The organism is Methylolobus aquaticus (genome assembly GCF_054172105.1).
In genome coordinates, this window is record NZ_JBSYXP010000010.1 from 186,265 (window position 1) to 203,359 (window position 17,095).

At 63.1% G+C, this 17,095-nt stretch carries 14 protein-coding genes; 4 read left to right on the forward strand and 10 right to left on the reverse strand.

Going from position 1 to position 17,095, the window contains the following annotated elements:
* Positions 1 to 22 precede the first annotated feature (22 nt).
* Genes kdpC through kdpF form a run of 3 tightly spaced genes read right to left on the reverse strand, consistent with a single transcriptional unit; the run spans position 23 to position 2,845 of the window.
* Entirely contained in the window at positions 23 to 616 is a 594-nt protein-coding gene (gene kdpC, locus ACW73L_RS14865; RefSeq protein WP_498923089.1) for a potassium-transporting ATPase subunit KdpC, read from the reverse strand.
* Positions 617 to 674: 58 nt separating this feature from the next.
* Complete coding sequence (gene kdpB, locus ACW73L_RS14870; RefSeq protein WP_498923091.1) at positions 675 to 2,756, reverse strand: potassium-transporting ATPase subunit KdpB; 2,082 nt, start codon at positions 2,754 to 2,756, stop codon at positions 675 to 677.
* On the reverse strand, positions 2,756 to 2,845 hold the full coding sequence (gene kdpF, locus ACW73L_RS14875; RefSeq protein WP_139558070.1) for a K(+)-transporting ATPase subunit F: 90 nt from the start codon (positions 2,843 to 2,845) through the stop codon (positions 2,756 to 2,758). Before kdpF ends, kdpB begins: the two co-directional genes overlap by 1 nt.
* Positions 2,846 to 3,103: 258 nt before the next feature.
* Here kdpF and ACW73L_RS14880 point away from each other — a divergent pair, with 258 nt between their 5' ends.
* From ACW73L_RS14880 to ACW73L_RS14895, 4 genes are all read left to right on the forward strand, one after another.
* On the forward strand, positions 3,104 to 4,078 hold the full coding sequence (locus tag ACW73L_RS14880; RefSeq protein ID WP_498923093.1) for an SIMPL domain-containing protein: 975 nt from the start codon (positions 3,104 to 3,106) through the stop codon (positions 4,076 to 4,078).
* A gap of 1,539 nt (positions 4,079 to 5,617) precedes the next feature.
* Positions 5,618 to 7,117 (forward strand): phenylacetate--CoA ligase family protein, encoded by a 1,500-nt coding sequence (locus tag ACW73L_RS14885; RefSeq protein ID WP_498923095.1) that lies wholly within the window; start codon positions 5,618 to 5,620, stop codon positions 7,115 to 7,117.
* 30 nt (positions 7,118 to 7,147) lie between these two features.
* Complete coding sequence (locus ACW73L_RS14890; RefSeq protein ID WP_498923097.1) at positions 7,148 to 7,900, forward strand: ABC transporter ATP-binding protein; 753 nt, start codon at positions 7,148 to 7,150, stop codon at positions 7,898 to 7,900.
* Complete coding sequence (locus ACW73L_RS14895) at positions 7,897 to 8,694, forward strand: ABC transporter permease (protein ID WP_129884093.1); 798 nt, start codon at positions 7,897 to 7,899, stop codon at positions 8,692 to 8,694. The genes ACW73L_RS14890 and ACW73L_RS14895 overlap by 4 nt, the downstream gene beginning before the upstream one ends.
* Positions 8,695 to 8,736: 42 nt before the next feature.
* Here ACW73L_RS14895 and tadA read toward each other — a convergent pair whose 3' ends face one another.
* From tadA to ACW73L_RS14930, 7 genes are all read right to left on the reverse strand, one after another.
* Entirely contained in the window at positions 8,737 to 9,219 is a 483-nt protein-coding gene (gene tadA, locus ACW73L_RS14900; RefSeq protein ID WP_498923099.1) for a tRNA adenosine(34) deaminase TadA, read from the reverse strand.
* Positions 9,210 to 10,784 (reverse strand): glutamine-hydrolyzing GMP synthase, encoded by a 1,575-nt coding sequence (guaA, locus tag ACW73L_RS14905; protein ID WP_498923101.1) that lies wholly within the window; start codon positions 10,782 to 10,784, stop codon positions 9,210 to 9,212. The genes tadA and guaA overlap by 10 nt, the downstream gene beginning before the upstream one ends.
* Positions 10,785 to 10,811: 27 nt before the next feature.
* Entirely contained in the window at positions 10,812 to 12,275 is a 1,464-nt protein-coding gene (gene guaB, locus ACW73L_RS14910; RefSeq protein WP_498923103.1) for an IMP dehydrogenase, read from the reverse strand.
* A 138-nt stretch (positions 12,276 to 12,413) separates the two neighbouring features.
* Positions 12,414 to 13,337 carry a hypothetical protein gene (locus tag ACW73L_RS14915; RefSeq protein WP_498923104.1) on the reverse strand — a complete coding sequence of 308 codons (924 nt, stop codon included), beginning with the start codon at positions 13,335 to 13,337 and terminating at the stop codon, positions 12,414 to 12,416.
* 66 nt (positions 13,338 to 13,403) lie between these two features.
* On the reverse strand, positions 13,404 to 15,554 hold the full coding sequence (locus ACW73L_RS14920; protein ID WP_498923105.1) for a YgiQ family radical SAM protein: 2,151 nt from the start codon (positions 15,552 to 15,554) through the stop codon (positions 13,404 to 13,406).
* A 168-nt stretch (positions 15,555 to 15,722) separates the two neighbouring features.
* Positions 15,723 to 15,953: a hypothetical protein gene (locus ACW73L_RS14925; protein WP_498923107.1), complete on the reverse strand. Its 231-nt coding sequence runs from the start codon at positions 15,951 to 15,953 to the stop codon at positions 15,723 to 15,725.
* 356 nt (positions 15,954 to 16,309) lie between these two features.
* On the reverse strand, positions 16,310 to 16,831 hold the full coding sequence (locus ACW73L_RS14930; RefSeq protein WP_498923109.1) for a hypothetical protein: 522 nt from the start codon (positions 16,829 to 16,831) through the stop codon (positions 16,310 to 16,312).
* Positions 16,832 to 17,095: the final 264 nt, after the last annotated feature.

Consider the following 17,095-nt stretch of genomic DNA (forward strand, 5'->3'; position numbering starts at 1 on the left):
CCTGGTTCGGCGCAGCAGCGAATCAGGGCACACGCTTCAACGGGGTCGAGCGGTCGAGTGCGAGGTTGAGTTCGAGCACGTTGACGCGTGCTTCCCCAAGAATACCGAATTGTCTGGACTCGACGTGCCGCTCTACGAATTCCTGCAGTGCGGCGACAGGTAGGCCGCGTTGTTTAGCTACCCGTGGCAACTGGTAGGCGGCAGCTGCGGGACTGATGTGCGGATCCAGACCGCTGCCCGACGCGGTCACCAGATCCACGGGGATAGGCGTTGAGTTGCCCGGATCGGTGGCGTGCAGCGCGGCGACACGTGCGCTCACCGCTTGCACCAATGCGGGGTTGCTCGGCCCGAGGTTGCTACCGCTGGATGCGGCCGCGTTGTAAGGATAGGGTGCAGTTGCCGAAGGGCGCCCCCAGAAGTATTTGGGATCGCTGAAGGGCTGGCCGATCAGCCGCGAACCGGACGGCTCGCCGTCCGGGCCCAGTAAGAGGCTGCCTTCCGACTGTTCCGGGAAGAGCAGGTAGGCGAGGCCGGTCACGGCGGTCGGGTAGATGGTTCCCGTCAGCAACGTCCAGACCAGCAGCATCAGGATCGCGGGTTTCAAGTGTCGATACATGGCATTCTCTCCGGCGCCGACCCGGCGGGTTGCCCGGACGGCGGTGTTGGCCCAAGAATTAAACGAGCCCTACGCTGACCAGCAGCATATCGATCGCCTTGATTCCGATGAACGGCACGATCAGTCCGCCCAACCCGTAGATCAACAGGTTGGTACGCAGTAGTTGCGCGGCTCCGACCGGGCGGTAGCGGATGCCTTTCAAGGCCAGGGGGATCAATGCGACGATGATCAGCGCGTTGAAGATCACGGCGGACAGGATCGCACTGGCCGGCGTCGCAAGCCCCATCACGTTAAGGACTCCCAGCGCGGGATAGGTGATGGCGAACGCCGCCGGAATGATCGCGATGTACTTGGCGACGTCGTTGGCGATACTGAACGTAGTCAGTGCGCCGCGTGTCATCAACATCTGCTTTCCGGTCTCGACGATCTCGATCAGCTTGGTCGGATTCGAGTCGAGGTCGACCATATTGCCCGCTTCCTTGGCGGCCTGGGTGCCGGTGTTCATCGCCACGGCGACGTCGGCCTGGGCCAGCGCCGGAGCATCATTGGTGCCGTCGCCGGTCATCGCCACCAGCCGGCCATCCTCCTGGTGCTTCCGGATCAGGTTGAGCTTGGCTTCCGGGGTCGCTTCGGCCAGGAAATCGTCGACGCCGGCCTCGGCTGCGATCGCGGCGGCCGTAAGGCGGTTGTCGCCGGTGATCATGATGGTCTTGATCCCCATCTGCCGCAGTTCGGCAAAGCGCTCCTTGATGCCGCCCTTGACGATGTCCTTGAGTTCGATGACACCCAGCGCCCGGGCACCGTCGGCGACCACGAGCGGCGTGCTGCCGCGGCGTGCCACGTCATCCACCAGGGACTGGATCTGGCGTGGAAACGTACCGCCGAGTTCCAGTACATGGGCACTGACGGCGTCCGCAGCGCCCTTGCGGATTTGCCGTCCCTCCAGATTGACGCCACTCATGCGCGTCTGCGCCGTGAAATGCACGAAGGTCGCGCCCAATGCATGTATGTCGCGTTCGCGGAGCCCGTACTTCTGCTTGGCGAGGACCACGATGCTGCGCCCCTCCGGGGTCTCATCGGCCAGCGAGGCCATCTGGTCGACACCGAGGGCGCTGAGGGCGGGATTGCCAGCCTGTTCCAGCGGGACGATGACGAAGATCAGCGTGAGGAAAACCACCGTCATCGCCGCCAGGATTGCCCAGCCCTGCCGGGTGTCGCCGATGAGCACACCGAAGGTGTGACAAAGCGCCGCGGGGATCAGCAGGATCGCCAGCATCTCGAGGAAATTCGACAGCGGCGTCGGGTTCTCTAACGGGTGCGCCGAGTTAACGTTGAAGAAGCCGCCGCCATTCGTGCCGAGTTGCTTGATCGCGATCTGTGAAGCGGCCGGTCCGACGGCGAGCGTCTGCTCCCTGACTTCAACCGGCTCGTTAACCGCATTTCCGGCCGCGTCCTTCAGCGTCTGGCCGTCGTCGCCCAGTTTTGCTTGCTCGTAGGTCACCGGTTGGGTCAGTGCCACGGTACGGTAGGGACTGAAGGTCTGGACCACGCCCTGGCTTACCAGCACCAAGGCCAGCACGGTCGCGAGCGGCAGCAGGATGTACAGTGTGCTGCGGGTCAGGTCGACCCAAAAATTGCCGATCGTGTCGGCGTTGCGACGCGCGAACCCGCGGGTCAATGCAACCAGCGCTGCCATCCCGGTTGCTGCAGAGACGAAGTTCTGCACCGTCAGCCCCAGCATCTGTGTCAGGTAGCTCATCGTGGTCTCGCCGCCGTAGCCCTGCCAATTGGTGTTCGTCGCGAAGCTCACCGCGGTATTGAAGGCGGAATCCGGGCTGATGCCGGGCAGGTGCTGCGGATTCAGCGGGAGCACGCCCTGCAGGCGCTGCAGCGCGAATACCGCCAGCAGTCCGAACAGGTTGAACAGCAACAAGGCCACGGTGTAGTCGTTCCAGCGCATTTCGACCGCCGGGTTGACCGAGCACAGGCGGTAAATCAGGCGCTCGACCGGTGCAAGCCAACGGTTCAAGCCGGCAGGCCGGTCCTCGTAGATGCGCGCCATGTAGCCGCCCAGCGGCTTGGCGCAGGCCAGCAGCCCCAGGACGTACACCGTGATCTGCAACACACTGTTGGCAGTCATCAGAATTTCTCCGGGAAGAAGAGGGCTACGACCAGGTAAACAAACAAGGCGAGCGCCAGGCCGCCGCAAGCGATGTAAAGCAGGTTCATGGCGTTCTCTGCAGGCGGTCGCAGCCATAGATCAGCGCTGCCGTCAGCGCGGCGAAGACAGCCAACAGCGTGAGGAAAATCAGGTCCATGAGGTCACCTTTTCGGAGGTTGTCGCGGCTCGCCCGACGTGGCCGGGTATGCGGCAATCACAAAGCGATGTCAGTTGGTAGGACCCATGCGGACGCTGCCGACGCGGAGCTGGTTAAGTCAGTTGCGAGTAAAAAGTTCGCAAAAACACCAGGCTCTCGCGTAAAGAGGATGTTCTGGGGAAAGCGGCACGACCGTGCAAACCGGTTGTGGAATGGCGTTGTCGCAGCCACGGCTCCTGACTTGCCGGCGGTCGCTCCCGGTACTCCAAGCCCTGGGTATTTGATTCGAGGGGAGCCGGGCGGGCAGCCGTCCTCGTCTGTCAGTGACGGGTTGGCTGCCTGGCCCGCAACGGTGCTGCGCGTTGCAGACGTCAGCCTAAGGCATGGTGTGAGTTTGAGGAGACTGGGTTGGGCCCTGTTCATTGCCCTTGGGGACAGGGGCAGTGAATGTGCCGAGAAGAGGGAGGGGGCCTTGAGCTATGGCCACGCTGAGTTAAGGGCTTCGGCTTCAGCGGAAGCACCGAACGATATGCTCGTGGCGTTGCTGTTTTGCAAACTGGAGGGACCGGTGGCTGCACCGCTGGCAAATGAGGTCAATCAATCGGTAGCGAAAGCCCTCCAAGGTGCGCAACGGGTTCCGGGGATCTCGGCACAGACGCTGGATTATCGGTCGGAGGTGATCTATCAGAAGGCCCGGGTGAGCGGCTGGCGGGTCCGGCAGTCGCTCCGACTGGAATGCCGGGATGGCGCCTTGCTTGGATCATTGCTGGGAGAGTTGCAGCGCAACCTGAGCCTGGAATCAATCGCGTATCAGGTCTCGCAGGAGCGGATGCGGGAGGTCGACGATAGCCTGGTCGCAACGGCATTGAAGGCCTTTCAGCAGCGGGCCGATCTAGTCACCCGAGAATTGGGCCGAAGCGGTTACCGCATCGTTACGCTGCAGGTCGATGCGGGCGACTCCTCGCCGCTACCGGTCTATGCGCGCGCGAGCAATGATCATGGAGGCGGCTGCCCCCCGCCGCGCAGCGGACGGTCACGGTCAACGGGGTCATCGAGCTACAGAATTCCTGAACCTTCAGGGGCGAGTCATCTGCCGTCATCGACGGGCGCGTTGTTTACCCTTCGCCCGCGAGCGGCTCGATGAGCGTGCCGTCGTGCGGGTTCGTCTGCTCTTCGCCGCTGAAGGGCTGCGGCCGCCGCTGCGTGCGGCAGTGTGGCGCGATGGCCGGCCCGGAGCTTTGGCGCGGGATTTTGGCGATGGGTTTAACTGCCCCCGGCGCTTCCAATGGCCTGGCTTTGCCGAGCGAGTGGATTTGGTGTGCGCGGCGGGTCTCGCCTTGCCGGCGGCCGTGTGACCATGACGCGCGGGCCGTCGCTGTCCCGTCGCGCGGTCGCGCGCGCGTGCTTTCGACGCGCTTGCAGAGCGCCGCGTGCTCTTGGTGTGAGCCCTTCGGCTCTGTGGCGCGACATTCCGCTTGTCCCGCTGCCGCGAGTGGCTATGCCTTCCTTGCTGCGTGTAGCGCCGAGACGAGCCGTGTCGGGCCGCTCGATGCTGGCCGGATTTCTTGAGCGATGCGCGATGGTTCGAATGCGATCGCGACGCGACCGGCTTACGATGGCTCGCCTTACCCCGATAGTGGGTCGCCGCGGTGTGTCGTCGCGCAGCATGCCGCGTTGCGCTGCGGTGCGATGCCGGCCGTACGGCAGCGCGAGACCGCGCGTGGCGATGGGCGGCGTGCGCGTGACGCTGGCTGGCGTGAGCCTGCGCAGGCCGATGCCGGGTCAAGCGCCCGCGCGTGGTCCGATGAGGCCGCTGCGCGTGATGGGCCCGGGCGCGGTGGGGTGCTGCGACATGGCGCGTCGATCGGGATCGATGTACCGGTTTCCGGGCTGGAGGGTGTCGTTTGGCGCGGTGCGGCGCAGCGCGCTGGGGGGCGCGGTAAGTATCGTAGTGATAGTTCCGTGCGGGAGGCGTGTAGGCGCGTGGTTGCGATGCACTGCCGGCCCCGTAGTCCCCATCGTCGTCGTCCTCGTCGTCGTCCTCGTCGTCATACTGCGCCAGCAGCATCGGCGCGGTGATCGCTCCGCCCAGGCTGGTCTGGGCCAGTGCCAACCGGGGCAGGGCGCTGATGCCGACCAACAGCAGCAGCAATAGGCCCACGGCCCGGGCGGCGGCAAAACCGGGAACGGTCGGTCCGGCATATCGATCCGGGACGGGTGACGGAGCCCTTCGCACGGTGGGCAAGCCTGCCGGAGCAATGAATGTCTCACGCATCTTCTTCAGGAACAGGAAGGCATTGATGGGACCGTCTAAGGGGGTATCCGCCCCAAAGGGGCGATGGTGCCGACGCGGGGCCACGTAGCTTCGATGCCGCTTGATGATCGATGGGAAGTCCGTCCGGCCCTGGACACGTCGACCTCTCAAGCGGGACACAAGTTTAACGCAAAAGGCGTCGACGCCGATGTGCGGGTTGCAACTTCGGCCGCCGATAGGGCAGGCTCTTGCGTTAGCGCGCGAGCTATGCAGCGCCATGAGCTCGATACCTCGCGCGCTGAGTGTGGTTCGACGGATGAGATACAATCTTCCGCTCCGGGAACCTTGGCGTTTTCTTCTGCTACCGCTTTGGTTTTCTCCGAATGTCGGTAATGGAATGGCGGCCCGCCGACAGACGATGTCCGGACCATGGCAGTTCTCAGGACGGCGATCGCAATGCCCAGCACCTTTCTGACCGAGTCGCTCGACGCACTGCTTGCGGGTCATACCGAGAGCGCGGGCGCTGCCGGGGCGGCGGCACTGGCGGCCGCCGCCATCGACAAGGTGCCGGCCTACCGGGAGTTTCTGCGCAGCCACGGTGTGGATCCCACCGCGCCGCGCACGGACGCAGACTTTGCGCGGCTGCCGCTGATGACGAAGCCGGGCTACATGCAGCGCTACCCGCTGCCCGCGCGCTGCTGGGGCGGTGAGTTGAGCGTCTTCGATCGGGTCGCGGTATCCACCGGGTCCACGGGGCGTCCCACATTCTGGCCGCGTTCCGCTGCGCTGGAGCACGACGTTGCCGTACGTTTCGAACAGGTCTTCAGAGACGGCTTCGACGCGCACCGGCGTCGCACCTTGGCGATCGTCTGCTTCGCGCTGGGCAACTGGGTCGGCGGTATCTACACCACCTCGTGCCTCTGGCTACTCGCACAGAAGGGTTATCCGATCACCGTCGCGACACCCGGCAACAAGAAGGATGAGATTTTCCGGGTCGTCGAGGAACTGGCACCGCATTTCGACCAGACGGTATTGCTGGGCTATCCGCCCTTTGTGAAGGATGTGCTCGATGCCGGCAAGGCCGCGGGGGTCGACTGGGCCGCGTACAACATCCGGATGGTATTCGCGGGCGAAGTGTTCAGCGAGGAGTGGCGCGCCTTGGTCTGTGCCCGCGCGGGTGGAGTCGACCCGTGCCGATCCACTGCGTCGCTCTACGGCACCGCTGACGGGGGTGTGCTGGGCAACGAGACGCCGCTGAGCATCGCGATCCGCCGCTTTTTTGCCGCTCATCCCGCCGCGGCCCGGGAGCTGTTCGGCGAGTCGCGACTGCCGACGCTGGTGCAATACGATCCGGTCAGCCGCTATTTCGAGACCTACGACAATACCCTGGTCGTGAGCGGCGACGGTGGCGTACCGCTGGTCCGGTACCATATTGCCGACCGGGGTGGCCTGGTCGGTTTCGACGAGATGCGAGCCCGGCTCAGCGACTTTGGCGCACCGCTGCTCGAAGACTTCGGTTTTCCTGCGGATGGGTCGGCGCGCCCGTTGCCCTTCGTCTATGTCTTCGGCCGAGCGGACTTCACCGTGTCGTTCTACGGCGCCAATATCTACCCCGAGAACGTCACGGTCGGCCTGGAAGCCCCGGAATTCGCCAGGTGGTTGACCGGCAAGTTCGTGTTGCAGGTCCCCGAAGCCGCAACGGGCGACACTTTCCTCAGCCTGGTCGTCGAGCTTGCGCCGGGCATCGATCCCGCTGCCGTCGATGTTGCCGGGCTCGCCGGGTCGGTCCAGCGCGAACTGCGGCGGATCAACAGCGAGTTTGCCAACTACGTCCCGCTCGAACGACAATGGCCGACGGTGACGCTTCGAAGCTTCGAAGACCCGGAGTACTTTCCTGCCGGAGTGAAGCACCGTTACACGCGCCGCTGAGCCGCTAAAAGGGATAACGTTGGAGCCGTGATGGAACACGCGATCATCGTGCGCGAACTGCGAAAGCAGTACAAACAGGTCGATGCAGTGGACGGGATTTCGTTCAGCGTGCCGGCAGGAGGAACCTGTGCCCTTCTCGGCGGCAACGGCGCCGGCAAGACGACCACGCTATCGATACTGCTGGGGCTGCTATTGCCCACCTCCGGCGAGGTGCGGATCCTCGGCACGGATGTGATCCGGCATCGGCATGCCGTGCTGCCCTCAATGAATTTCACGTCGCCTTATGTCGATCTCCCGCACCGGCTGACGGTGGCGCAAAACCTCGACGTTTACGCTCGCCTGTACGGCATCCGTCGCCGGCGCGAGCGCCTGCGCGAAGTGGCGCGGACCTTCGATCTCGATGAAATCTGGCAGCGCAAGTACGGTTCCCTGTCGGCGGGACAGAAGACCCGCGTATCGCTGGCGAAGTCGCTGATCAACGAGCCGCGGGTGCTGCTGATGGACGAACCGACGGCATCCCTGGATCCGGCCTCGGCGGACCGCGTCCGCGGCTGGCTCAGCGACTACCAACGCCGAACCGGAGCCACGGTGCTGCTCGCATCGCACAATATGTTCGAGGTCGAGCGGCTGTGCGACGATGTCGTCATGCTGAGAACGGGGCGCATCGTTGACCGTGGCACGCCAGCCTCGTTGCTGCAGCGCTATGGACGGTCCAATCTGGAGGAAGTCTTCATCGATATTGCGCGCGGCGATGAACGCCAAGCTGAGGGAGCAGCGCGATGATTGGCGCCAGCCGCAGGGTGTTGGCCCTGATCGTCCGGTACCTGTACCTGATGCAGAGCTCATGGCCGCGCTTGCTGGAGCTGGCCTATTGGCCAACCGTGCAGATGATCTTGTGGGGACTGATCAGCAAATTCCTGGTCGGACAGGGGAATTGGCTAGCCGAGGCCTCGGGACTGCTGATCGCTGCCGTGCTGTTGTGGGATGTGCTGTTTCGCGCGCAACTCGGGGTTGCGCTGCCCTTCTTCGAGGAGATGTATTCGCGCAATCTGGGCAATCTGTTCGTCAGCCCATTGCGGCCGATCGAACTGATACTGGCGTTGCTGGTCATCAGCATGCTGCGGACGTTGATCGGCGTCGGGGCCGCGGCCGGACTGGCAATCCTCCTGTACGAGTACTCGATCTTCGACCTGGGGTTGCCGCTGCTCGCATTCTTCGTCAACCTGATCGTCATGGGCTGGTCCATCGGGCTGATGGTCGTTGCAATGGTGCTGCGCTGGGGCCTGGGGGCGGAAGGCCTGGCCTGGGCAATCATCTTCGCCTTCGCGCCGCTGAGCGGAATCTACTATCCGATCTCGACGCTGCCGGACTGGCTTCAGGGTATTGCTCTATCGCTGCCCTCCGCGCATGTTTTCGAAGGCATGCGGGCAACGATGCAGGAACACCATTTTTCTGCGGATCATTTCTGGGCCGCCGTGGGTCTGAACGTGACCTATCTCGGGCTGGGCGTGGGCGTGCTGTTGCTCGGCTTTCACATCGCCCGGAAGCGCGGTCTCTTGTTGCAGATGGGAGAGTAGTGCCGGGCGGCGTCCGCAGTCTGGAGTATGTGTCCCGGGAAGCTATCTCCGGGTCTGAAAGAAATTCCTGAGCACCTGCCCGCAAGCTTCGGCCAGGACCCCGCCGCGGTACGCGACGCGGTGATTCGCGAAGCTTGCGTCGGTCAGTTGCAACTGGCTGCAGACGGCGCCGCGCAGCGGATCCGTCGCGCCGAAGACGAGGCGCTCCAGCCGGGCATTCAGAATGGCGCCCATGCACATGACGCAGGGCTCCAGCGTCACATAGAGTGTGCAACCGACGAGCCGGTAATTGCCCTCGCGCCGGCCGCCTTCCCGCAACGCCACGATTTCGGCATGGGCCGTGGGGTCGGAGAGTTGGATCGGTGTGTTGAAGCCCTCGGCGACGACCCGGCCCTCCCTGACCAGCACCGCGCCCACCGGAACCTCACCCAGGGCCTCGGCGCAGTGCGCGAGTTGGAGCGCCCGGGCCATCCACAATTCGTCGTCCGTCTCGATCGTGGACGTAACCGGAATGCCTATTCCCACTCGATCGTCGCCGGCGGCTTTCCGGAAATGTCGTAAGTGACCCGTGAAATACCGCGGGTTTCGTTGATGATCCGGCGCGAGACGATGTCGAGGAATTCGTAGGGCAGATGGGCCCAACGCGCGGTCATGAAATCGATGGTTTCGACCGCGCGCAGCGCGATCACATAGTCGTAGCGCCGGCCGTCACCCATGACGGCAACGGATTTCACCGGCAGAAACACCGCGAAGGCCTGGCTCACCTTGGCATAGAGGTCGTGTTTGACGAGTTCCTCGATGAAGATCGCATCGGCACGGCGCAGCAGGTCGGCATACTCCTTCCGGACCTCGCCGAGGATGCGGACGCCAAGGCCGGGTCCGGGAAACGGGTGTCGGAATACCATGTCGTAGGGCAGCCCGAGTTCCAGACCGACCTGCCGTACCTCGTCCTTGAAGAGTTCGCGGAGCGGTTCGAGCAGCTTGAGGTTCATGCGCTCGGGCAGACCGCCGACATTGTGGTGCGACTTGATGACGTGCGCGCCGCCGGATGGTGTGCCGGCCGACTCGATCACGTCCGGATAAATCGTGCCTTGTGCGAGCCAGCGGGCGGTTGCGAACTTGGCGGATTCCGCTTCGAAGATCTCGACGAAAAGGCGGCCGATGATTTTTCGCTTCTGCTCGGGATCCTCCACCCCGGCCAGCGCCGAAAGAAAGGTCTCCTCGGCGTCGACGCGGTCGACGCGCACCCCCATGTGCTGGGCGAAGGTCGCCATGACCTGATCGCCTTCGTTCAGACGCAGCAAGCCGGTATCGACGAAAACGCAGATGAGGCGATCGCCGATTGCCTTGTGCAGCAAGGCCGCAACGACGGATGAATCGACGCCGCCAGACAGGCCCAGGATGACCTGGTCGTTGCCGACGCGTTCACAGATCGTACGGACGCTGTCGTCGACGATGTTGCGGGCAGTCCACAGTGTGTCGCAGGCGCAGATTTCCTTGACGAAGCGTTCGAGCAGTCGTTTGCCTTGGCGCGTGTGTGTGACTTCGGGGTGAAACTGCACGCCGTAGAAGCCCCGCGACTCATCGGCCATGCCGGCGATGGGCGCGGTATCGGTGCTGGCGATCAGTTTGAAGCCGGGCGGCAAGACCGCGACCTGATCGCCATGGCTCATCCACACATCGAGCAGGCCATAACCCTCGGGTGTTGCGTGATCTTCGATGTCGCGCAGTAGCTGCGAATGCCCGCGGGCGCGCACCTGCGCATACCCGAATTCGCGGTGGGCTGCGGCCTCGACGGTACCCCCGAGTTGCTGCGCCATGGTCTGCATACCGTAGCAGATGCCAAGCACGGGAACGCCGAGGTCGAACACGGCGTCGGCGGCACACGGGGCGTCGGCACCGAGCACGGTTTCGGGTCCTCCCGACAGGATGATGCCGCGCGGGGAAAATTCGCGTATCGCCGCCTCACTGGCAGCGTGGCCATGGATTTCGCAGTAGACCCCGATCTCGCGTATGCGGCGGGCGATCAACTGCGTGTACTGCGAACCGAAATCCAGGATCAGGATCCGGTGTTGATGGATGTTGGACATGAAGTGCGCGGGAAGGCGGTGGATCGATCAGTCGAGGCGGTAGTTCGGCGCCTCTTTCGTGATGGCCACATCGTGGACGTGGCTTTCGCGCATGCCGGCGCTGGTGATGCGCACGAAGCGGGCTTTGGTCCGCAGTTCCTCGATGGTGCGGCAACCGGTATAGCCCATCGCTGCCCGGACGCCGCCGAGCAATTGCAGCACGATCGCCCCAAGCGTGCCCTTGTACGGCACCCGGCCTTCGATCCCTTCCGGAACGAGTTTTTCGGCTTCAGCCGATTCCTGGAAATAGCGGTCGCTGGATCCCTGCTGCTGCGACATCGCGCCCAGCGAACCCATGCCGCGATAGGACTTGTAGGAGCGTCCCTGATACAGTTCCACTTCGCCGGGCGCTTCCTCGGTGCCGGCGAAAAGGCTTCCGATCATGACCGTATGCGCGCCTGCGGCGAGTGCCTTAGCGACGTCGCCCGAGTAGCGGATGCCGCCGTCAGCGATCAACGGTACGCCGCTGCCTTCCAGCGCCGCAGCCACATTGGAAACGGCCGTGATCTGTGGGATCCCCACGCCGGCGACGATCCGGGTCGTACAGATCGAGCCCGGGCCGATACCCACCTTTACGGCATCCGCGCCGACGTCGACCAGCGCGCGGGCGGCGTCGCCGGTTGCGATGTTGCCGCCGATCACCTGTACCGCGGGAAAGTGCCGCTTGACCCAGGCAACGCGGTCCAGGACGCCTTGCGAATGGCCGTGAGCAGTATCGACGATGATGACGTCCACGCCGGCCTCGATCAGCGCCTCGACGCGCTCTTCCGTGCCGGCTCCGGTCCCGACCGCGGCTCCGACACGCAGCTGTTCCTGATCGTCCTTGCAGGCTTTGGGGTAGTCCTTCGACTTCTGGATGTCCTTGACGGTGATCAGGCCGCGCAGCTGGAAGTCCTTGTTGACGACCAGAATCTTCTCGATGCGGTGCTGGTGCAGCAGCCGTATGGCTTCTTCCTTGCTGGCGCCCTCGACCACGGTGACGAGTTTCTCCTTCGGTGTCATCGCCCTCGTGACCGGCTCGTCGAGCCGGGTTTCGAAGCGCAGGTCGCGGCTGGTCACGATGCCGACCAGCGCATCGCCTTCAACGACGGGGACACCGGAAATGCGCTTTTCGCGAGTCAGTTCCATGACCTCGCGGATGGTCGTCTGCGGCCCCACCGCAATCGGTTCCTTGATGACGCCACTCTCGTACTTCTTGACGCAGCGCACTTCGTAGGCTTGCCGCTCGACCGACATGTTCTTGTGGATGATGCCGATGCCGCCTTCCTGAGCGATCGTGATCGCGAGGCGGGATTCGGTCACCGTATCCATGGCCGCTGCGAGCAACGGGATATTGACCGAGATGGAGCGCGTCAGACGCGTTTCCAGAGCCACGTCGCGAGGCAGGATGGCCGAGTGGGCGGGCACCAGAAGAACGTCGTCGAAGGTCAGTGCTTCTTGTTCGATACGCATCGGGTAAGACCCTGAAGTAAAGCTTGTCAAATCTATCGGATCGGCGGCCAAAGTCAAATCCGGGCATGACGCGGCCGCAGCGTCACCTGAGGCCGCGTTGCCTGAGGTGACACGGTGGAAATCGCCTGCCATCGGGGCTCAGCCTCGTGCATCGGCACCGGAGGCGATCTCGCGAAACTCGGGAATCGATTCCATGAGTCCGGTCGCCAGGGCCGGTCCGGGCTCGGTCCGGTCCATCTCCTGATCGAAACGGATCATCGCCGCTTGGGCGATCGGGTCGAGGAAGGACGCCTTGAGGTTCCAGCTCAGCACAGCGGCGACGACATAGGGCCAGAAACTTGTGGGAAAGGGGAGCGCGGCAGCGATCTTGAGGCAGGGAATCAACAGCACTGCGTAGGCGACGATCCAACCGATCAGCATGACCAGGGCGACATAGCCCCGTTGCGTCACGTAGGTCTTGAGGTCATGCGCCTGTCTCATTATGCCAAGCTGCGCGACGCGCCAGGGACCCGGTTCACGGGTGTTCCCCATTCGAGCGATCACGGCATCCGCGTTCGCACGACTGATCGACGCCGTCAACCATGCGATGAACGGTGCGAGTCTCGGATGAACTGGCGGCACGAGGGAGAGTCCGGCGAGCCGCGGCAACGAACGTAACGTAGCCTTCACCTTTGCGTTCAGCTGGCGCGGCTGCACCCTTACGGGCAGGCATTCGTCGGTGGTCTGCTTGGCAAACTGCAGCTGAGCCTTGCCAGCCGGAATCAGCTCTCCCTTGACGACTTTTCCCAACAGTAGCAGATGGGGAGTCACGACCGCCGTTTCGACGCTACCCCAGAAATTGCGCAGGAGCCAGCCGAACGCCACGAAACCGACCACGGCGCCGAGGTTGGCGAAAAGCATCGGGTTCGCGCTGAGCGAGAACATGGCGATCGCCGTTCCCGCTCCGGCGAGGGCCGCGAATACGAAGCCGAATGCCAGTGCGAGAAAGACGACCCAGCGATAGAAGACGAAAGGCATCGTCTTCTCGACATTCTGCGTAGCGGTCAACAGACTGACTTTCATGCAGGGCAATCCTCTTCTTTTGTTGGGCGCTCCCGGCGGGGGCGCAGTGCGGGGACTTGCAGGGGGCTAACGGGTGCGGGTGGTCCCGGTGCGGTGTCGGCCGGCGCCTTTCTTGTTCGACCTGACGCGGTCCGGGAGGCCCGTGTGTTGCGTGCGGAATGGTTGTTTGGATCCGCGCGGCGCCGCTGACGCGTTGCCCGGCTCAGCAGGCTGCCAGGCGGGAATCAATTGTCTCTGGCCATTGCCGATCAGGTCCGCTCGACCCATCCGCCGCAGTGCGTCGCGCAGGAGCGGCCAATTCTTGGGGTCGTGGTAGCGCAGAAATGCCTTGTGTAGCCGCCGCTGTCGATGGCCGCGCGGTATGTAGACCGACTCGCTGTCGGACGAAATCCGGTGCAGTGGGTTCTTGCCGGATCGGTACATGGCCGTCGCCATGGCCATGGGTGACGGCAGGAACGCCTGAACCTGATCGGCTCGAAAGCCATTGCGCTTGAGCCACAACGCCAACTCGAGCATGTCCTCGTCCCGGGTGCCGGGGTGCGCCGCAATGAAATAGGGGATCAGGTATTGCTCCTTTCCGGCCTCACGCGAGTAGCGGTCGAACATCGACTTGAAGCGGTCATAGGACCCAATACCGGGCTTCATCATCTTGGAGAGCGGGCCGGATTCCGTATGCTCGGGCGCGATTTTCAGGTAACCGCCGACATGGTGGGTCACCAACTCCTTCACATATTCGGGGTCTGTGACTGCGAGGTCGTAACGCAGCCCCGACGCGATGAGAATCTTCTTGATGCCCGGCAGGGCCCGTGCACGCCGGTAGAGCCGGATCAACGGTGCGTGGTCGGTATTGAGATTCCGGCAGATTCCGGGGTAGACACAGGAGAGCCGGCGGCAGGCCTGCTCGATTTCCGGACTCTTGCACGCCAGCCGGTACATGTTGGCCGTGGGGCCGCCCAGATCTGAGATGACCCCGGTGAACGCGGGTGACGTGTCTCGAACCGCTTCGACCTCGCGGATGATCGAATCCTCCGAACGATTCTGGATAATGCGTCCTTCGTGTTCGGTGATCGAGCAAAAGGTGCACCCGCCGAAACAGCCCCGCATGATCGTCACCGAATGCTGGATCATCTCGAACGCCGGGATCCTCGCGTTGCCGTAGGAACGGTGCGGCATCCGGCTATACGGCAGCTCGTAGACGCCGTCCATTTCCACGGTTTCCAGCGGGAATGCGGGCGGATTGACCCACACCTCCTGATCCCCATGCCGCTGAATCAGCGGACGGGCATTGTGCGGATTGGTTTCGAGGTGCAATAAACGGGAGGCATGGGCGTACAGCAGCGTGTCGTCCTTGATCGCGGTGTAGTCTGGCAGACGGATCGCCGTCCGGAGGTGGCGCCGCTTGATCTGTATGACCGCTTCGCGCGACCCCTCATCCGGAGATGCCGTAGCGCACGCGACCGGTGTCTCGGCGTAGGGGTCGGTAGCGACCGGCGCCAGCGTGCCCGGTGGCGGCGCGGCCGGTTCGAGAACTCGCCAACCCTCGGGCGCGCACGGCAGGACGACGGCCGTCCCACGAATGTCGGTCAGGCTGCGTATGGCTTCGCCAGACGCTAGGCGGTGCGCGATCTCGACGATCGGGCGTTCGCCGTTGCCGAAGACGAGCAGGTCGGCCTTGGCATCTACGAGGACCGAACGTCGCACCTTCTCCGACCAATAGTCGAAGTGTGCAACCCGTCGCAGGCTGGCCTCGATGCCACCGAGGATGATCGGCACATCCTTGAATGCCTCGCGGCATCGCTGTGCATAAACTGTGACGCACCGGTCGGGGCGGGCGTCGGCTTGGCCGTCGGGCGTGTAGGCATCATCGGAGCGCAGGCGGCGATCCGAGGTGTAGCGGTTCACCATGGAATCCATGTTGCCGCCGGTGACCCCAAAAAAGAGCGTGGGTCGCCCGAGTCTCGAAAAATCAGCGGCGGACCGCCAGTCCGGTTGCGCGATGATGCCGACACGAAAACCCTGAGCTTCGAGCAGACGCCCGATGAGCGCCATGCCAAAGCTCGGATGATCGACATACGCGTCGCCGGTCACCAGAATGATGTCGCAGGCGTCCCAGCCTAACGCGTCCATTTCCTGCCGTGTCATCGGCAGTTGGTAGGCCGTACCAAAACGTTGGGCCCAAAATTTCCGATAACTGAACAGGGTGGGGGGACGCGACATCGATCTGGAGCGAATGACGGGGTTCGGGGCGACTCGGTGCGGGTGGAAAATAACCGCCAATTTTGACCGCATTCATCGGGTGGAGCAAACCGCTCGCCCACATGCCTGCGGGGCTGCGATTGCATCAGACCTGAGGCCGCAGGTTCAGGTGTCGTCGGTGCAATCTGACTATTCGGATCGGCGGGAAGCCTTCTTGACCAGGTCTCGCTCGAAGGGCGTGGCGGAGCGAGTCTTCGACTCCTTGATTACACCGATGCCCCAGATACCCCACGACGCTGTTTTCAGCATCAGCAGCGGTATTGCGACCGTCTTGATTCCCCAGATCAACACAGCGACCGCGCTGGCGCCCGAAACACTCCATGCCAGGATGCCGAGCGGGCCGCCGATGGCTATTTTCAACCAGCGGTATAATTTTTGTTTTATTACTTCCATGGCCGCCTGAGGACGTAGAGCGTTCCGAAAGCGGCCTGCTACCGGGACTGCGTCGAAGCGGCGCTTCGCTCCGGACTTGGCTGCAAGTCGCATCCGCACTATCCGCCTTGACCGCCCCGAGGTGCGACAGCCAACGCCTCGTGATGCTAACAAGGCGCAGGTTTCGGTGCAATCAAACTTTAGTCGCCTGATGCGACGTTGAACACGCTCGATCGCGGGCACCCGTGATGTCCCGTACCAGGCAAGTTCAGGCACAGACATGAGAGTGGAGTGACAGGCCGACCGGGAGACAGGCCTGCCACCCCACTCATTGTCCCGAAGAATCAGCTCTCGCGTATGTCCAGACCCTGCAGGGTCCAATTGTTCTGATCCATTTCGTCGCCGCCCGTGTATTGCACGTTGCAGGCGAAATTCTTTCGAACCTGCTTTCCAGATTCGTCTTGTTCGATAACGTAAGAACTGACGAGGTACCGGCCGCTAGCGACTTCCCAGGCTTTTGACTCCTCGGTGCCGAATTGAAGGACATGGTCCAACCCGAGATCGTCGCGAACGAACTCGACGCAGTGCGATAGCGCGAGCTGACTGCGATCTTTCTCCACAATCTCGCCGGGAGATGCGTCGAACGCATCCGATTCCACGACGCCCTCAACAAACGGCATCACCGCCTTGTTCTGAAAAAAGTACAAACCGACGATGAAAGCGATGAGAAGCAAACCCGAATATTTGACGTGCGGTTTTCTGCTGGGTGGTACTGCACTCGCCATTTTATTAACCCTCGCAACGCGTTTAGTGTGATCGTTTCGGCTCGCCTGCAGCCCGTATCCCTGATCGTGCTGCGAAAGCACAGCCCGCGGATGAAATGCGGTCGACGAAGCCTAATCTTTAACGGAATATGATTAACGAAGCCACTGCCGACGTGTTGTCGACAGTGGCCATCGTCAAATGCGATGCGCGCCGCAAAAGAGTTCGACGCGCAGCGCGATCAGACACGGAACAATCGTTTATGCCAGGTCAGGGCACAGATCGTTCTTGATCAGCTTGGTGAAGCTGTAGAAGGTCTGGGTCAACGTACCCATCACCGCCAGCGCCAACCAGCCGAAGATCACGAA

What these genes read in the sequence shown, in the direction of transcription:
- ACW73L_RS14895 (WP_129884093.1), top strand. Translation starts at nt 7,897, where the DNA reads ATGATTGGCGCCAGCCGCAGGGTGTTGGCCCTGATCGTCCGGTACCTG.
- kdpF (WP_139558070.1), bottom strand. Translation starts at nt 2,845, where the DNA reads ATGAACCTGCTTTACATCGCTTGCGGCGGCCTGGCGCTCGCCTTGTTT.
- ACW73L_RS14920 (WP_498923105.1), bottom strand. Translation starts at nt 15,554, where the DNA reads ATGTCGCGTCCCCCCACCCTGTTCAGTTATCGGAAATTTTGGGCCCAA.
- kdpB (WP_498923091.1), bottom strand. Translation starts at nt 2,756, where the DNA reads ATGACTGCCAACAGTGTGTTGCAGATCACGGTGTACGTCCTGGGGCTG.
- ACW73L_RS14890 (WP_498923097.1), top strand. Translation starts at nt 7,148, where the DNA reads ATGGAACACGCGATCATCGTGCGCGAACTGCGAAAGCAGTACAAACAG.
- ACW73L_RS14880 (WP_498923093.1), top strand. Translation starts at nt 3,104, where the DNA reads ATGTTCTGGGGAAAGCGGCACGACCGTGCAAACCGGTTGTGGAATGGC.
- ACW73L_RS14885 (WP_498923095.1), top strand. Translation starts at nt 5,618, where the DNA reads ATGGCAGTTCTCAGGACGGCGATCGCAATGCCCAGCACCTTTCTGACC.
- ACW73L_RS14915 (WP_498923104.1), bottom strand. Translation starts at nt 13,337, where the DNA reads ATGAAAGTCAGTCTGTTGACCGCTACGCAGAATGTCGAGAAGACGATG.
- guaA (WP_498923101.1), bottom strand. Translation starts at nt 10,784, where the DNA reads ATGTCCAACATCCATCAACACCGGATCCTGATCCTGGATTTCGGTTCG.
- kdpC (WP_498923089.1), bottom strand. Translation starts at nt 616, where the DNA reads ATGTATCGACACTTGAAACCCGCGATCCTGATGCTGCTGGTCTGGACG.
- guaB (WP_498923103.1), bottom strand. Translation starts at nt 12,275, where the DNA reads ATGCGTATCGAACAAGAAGCACTGACCTTCGACGACGTTCTTCTGGTG.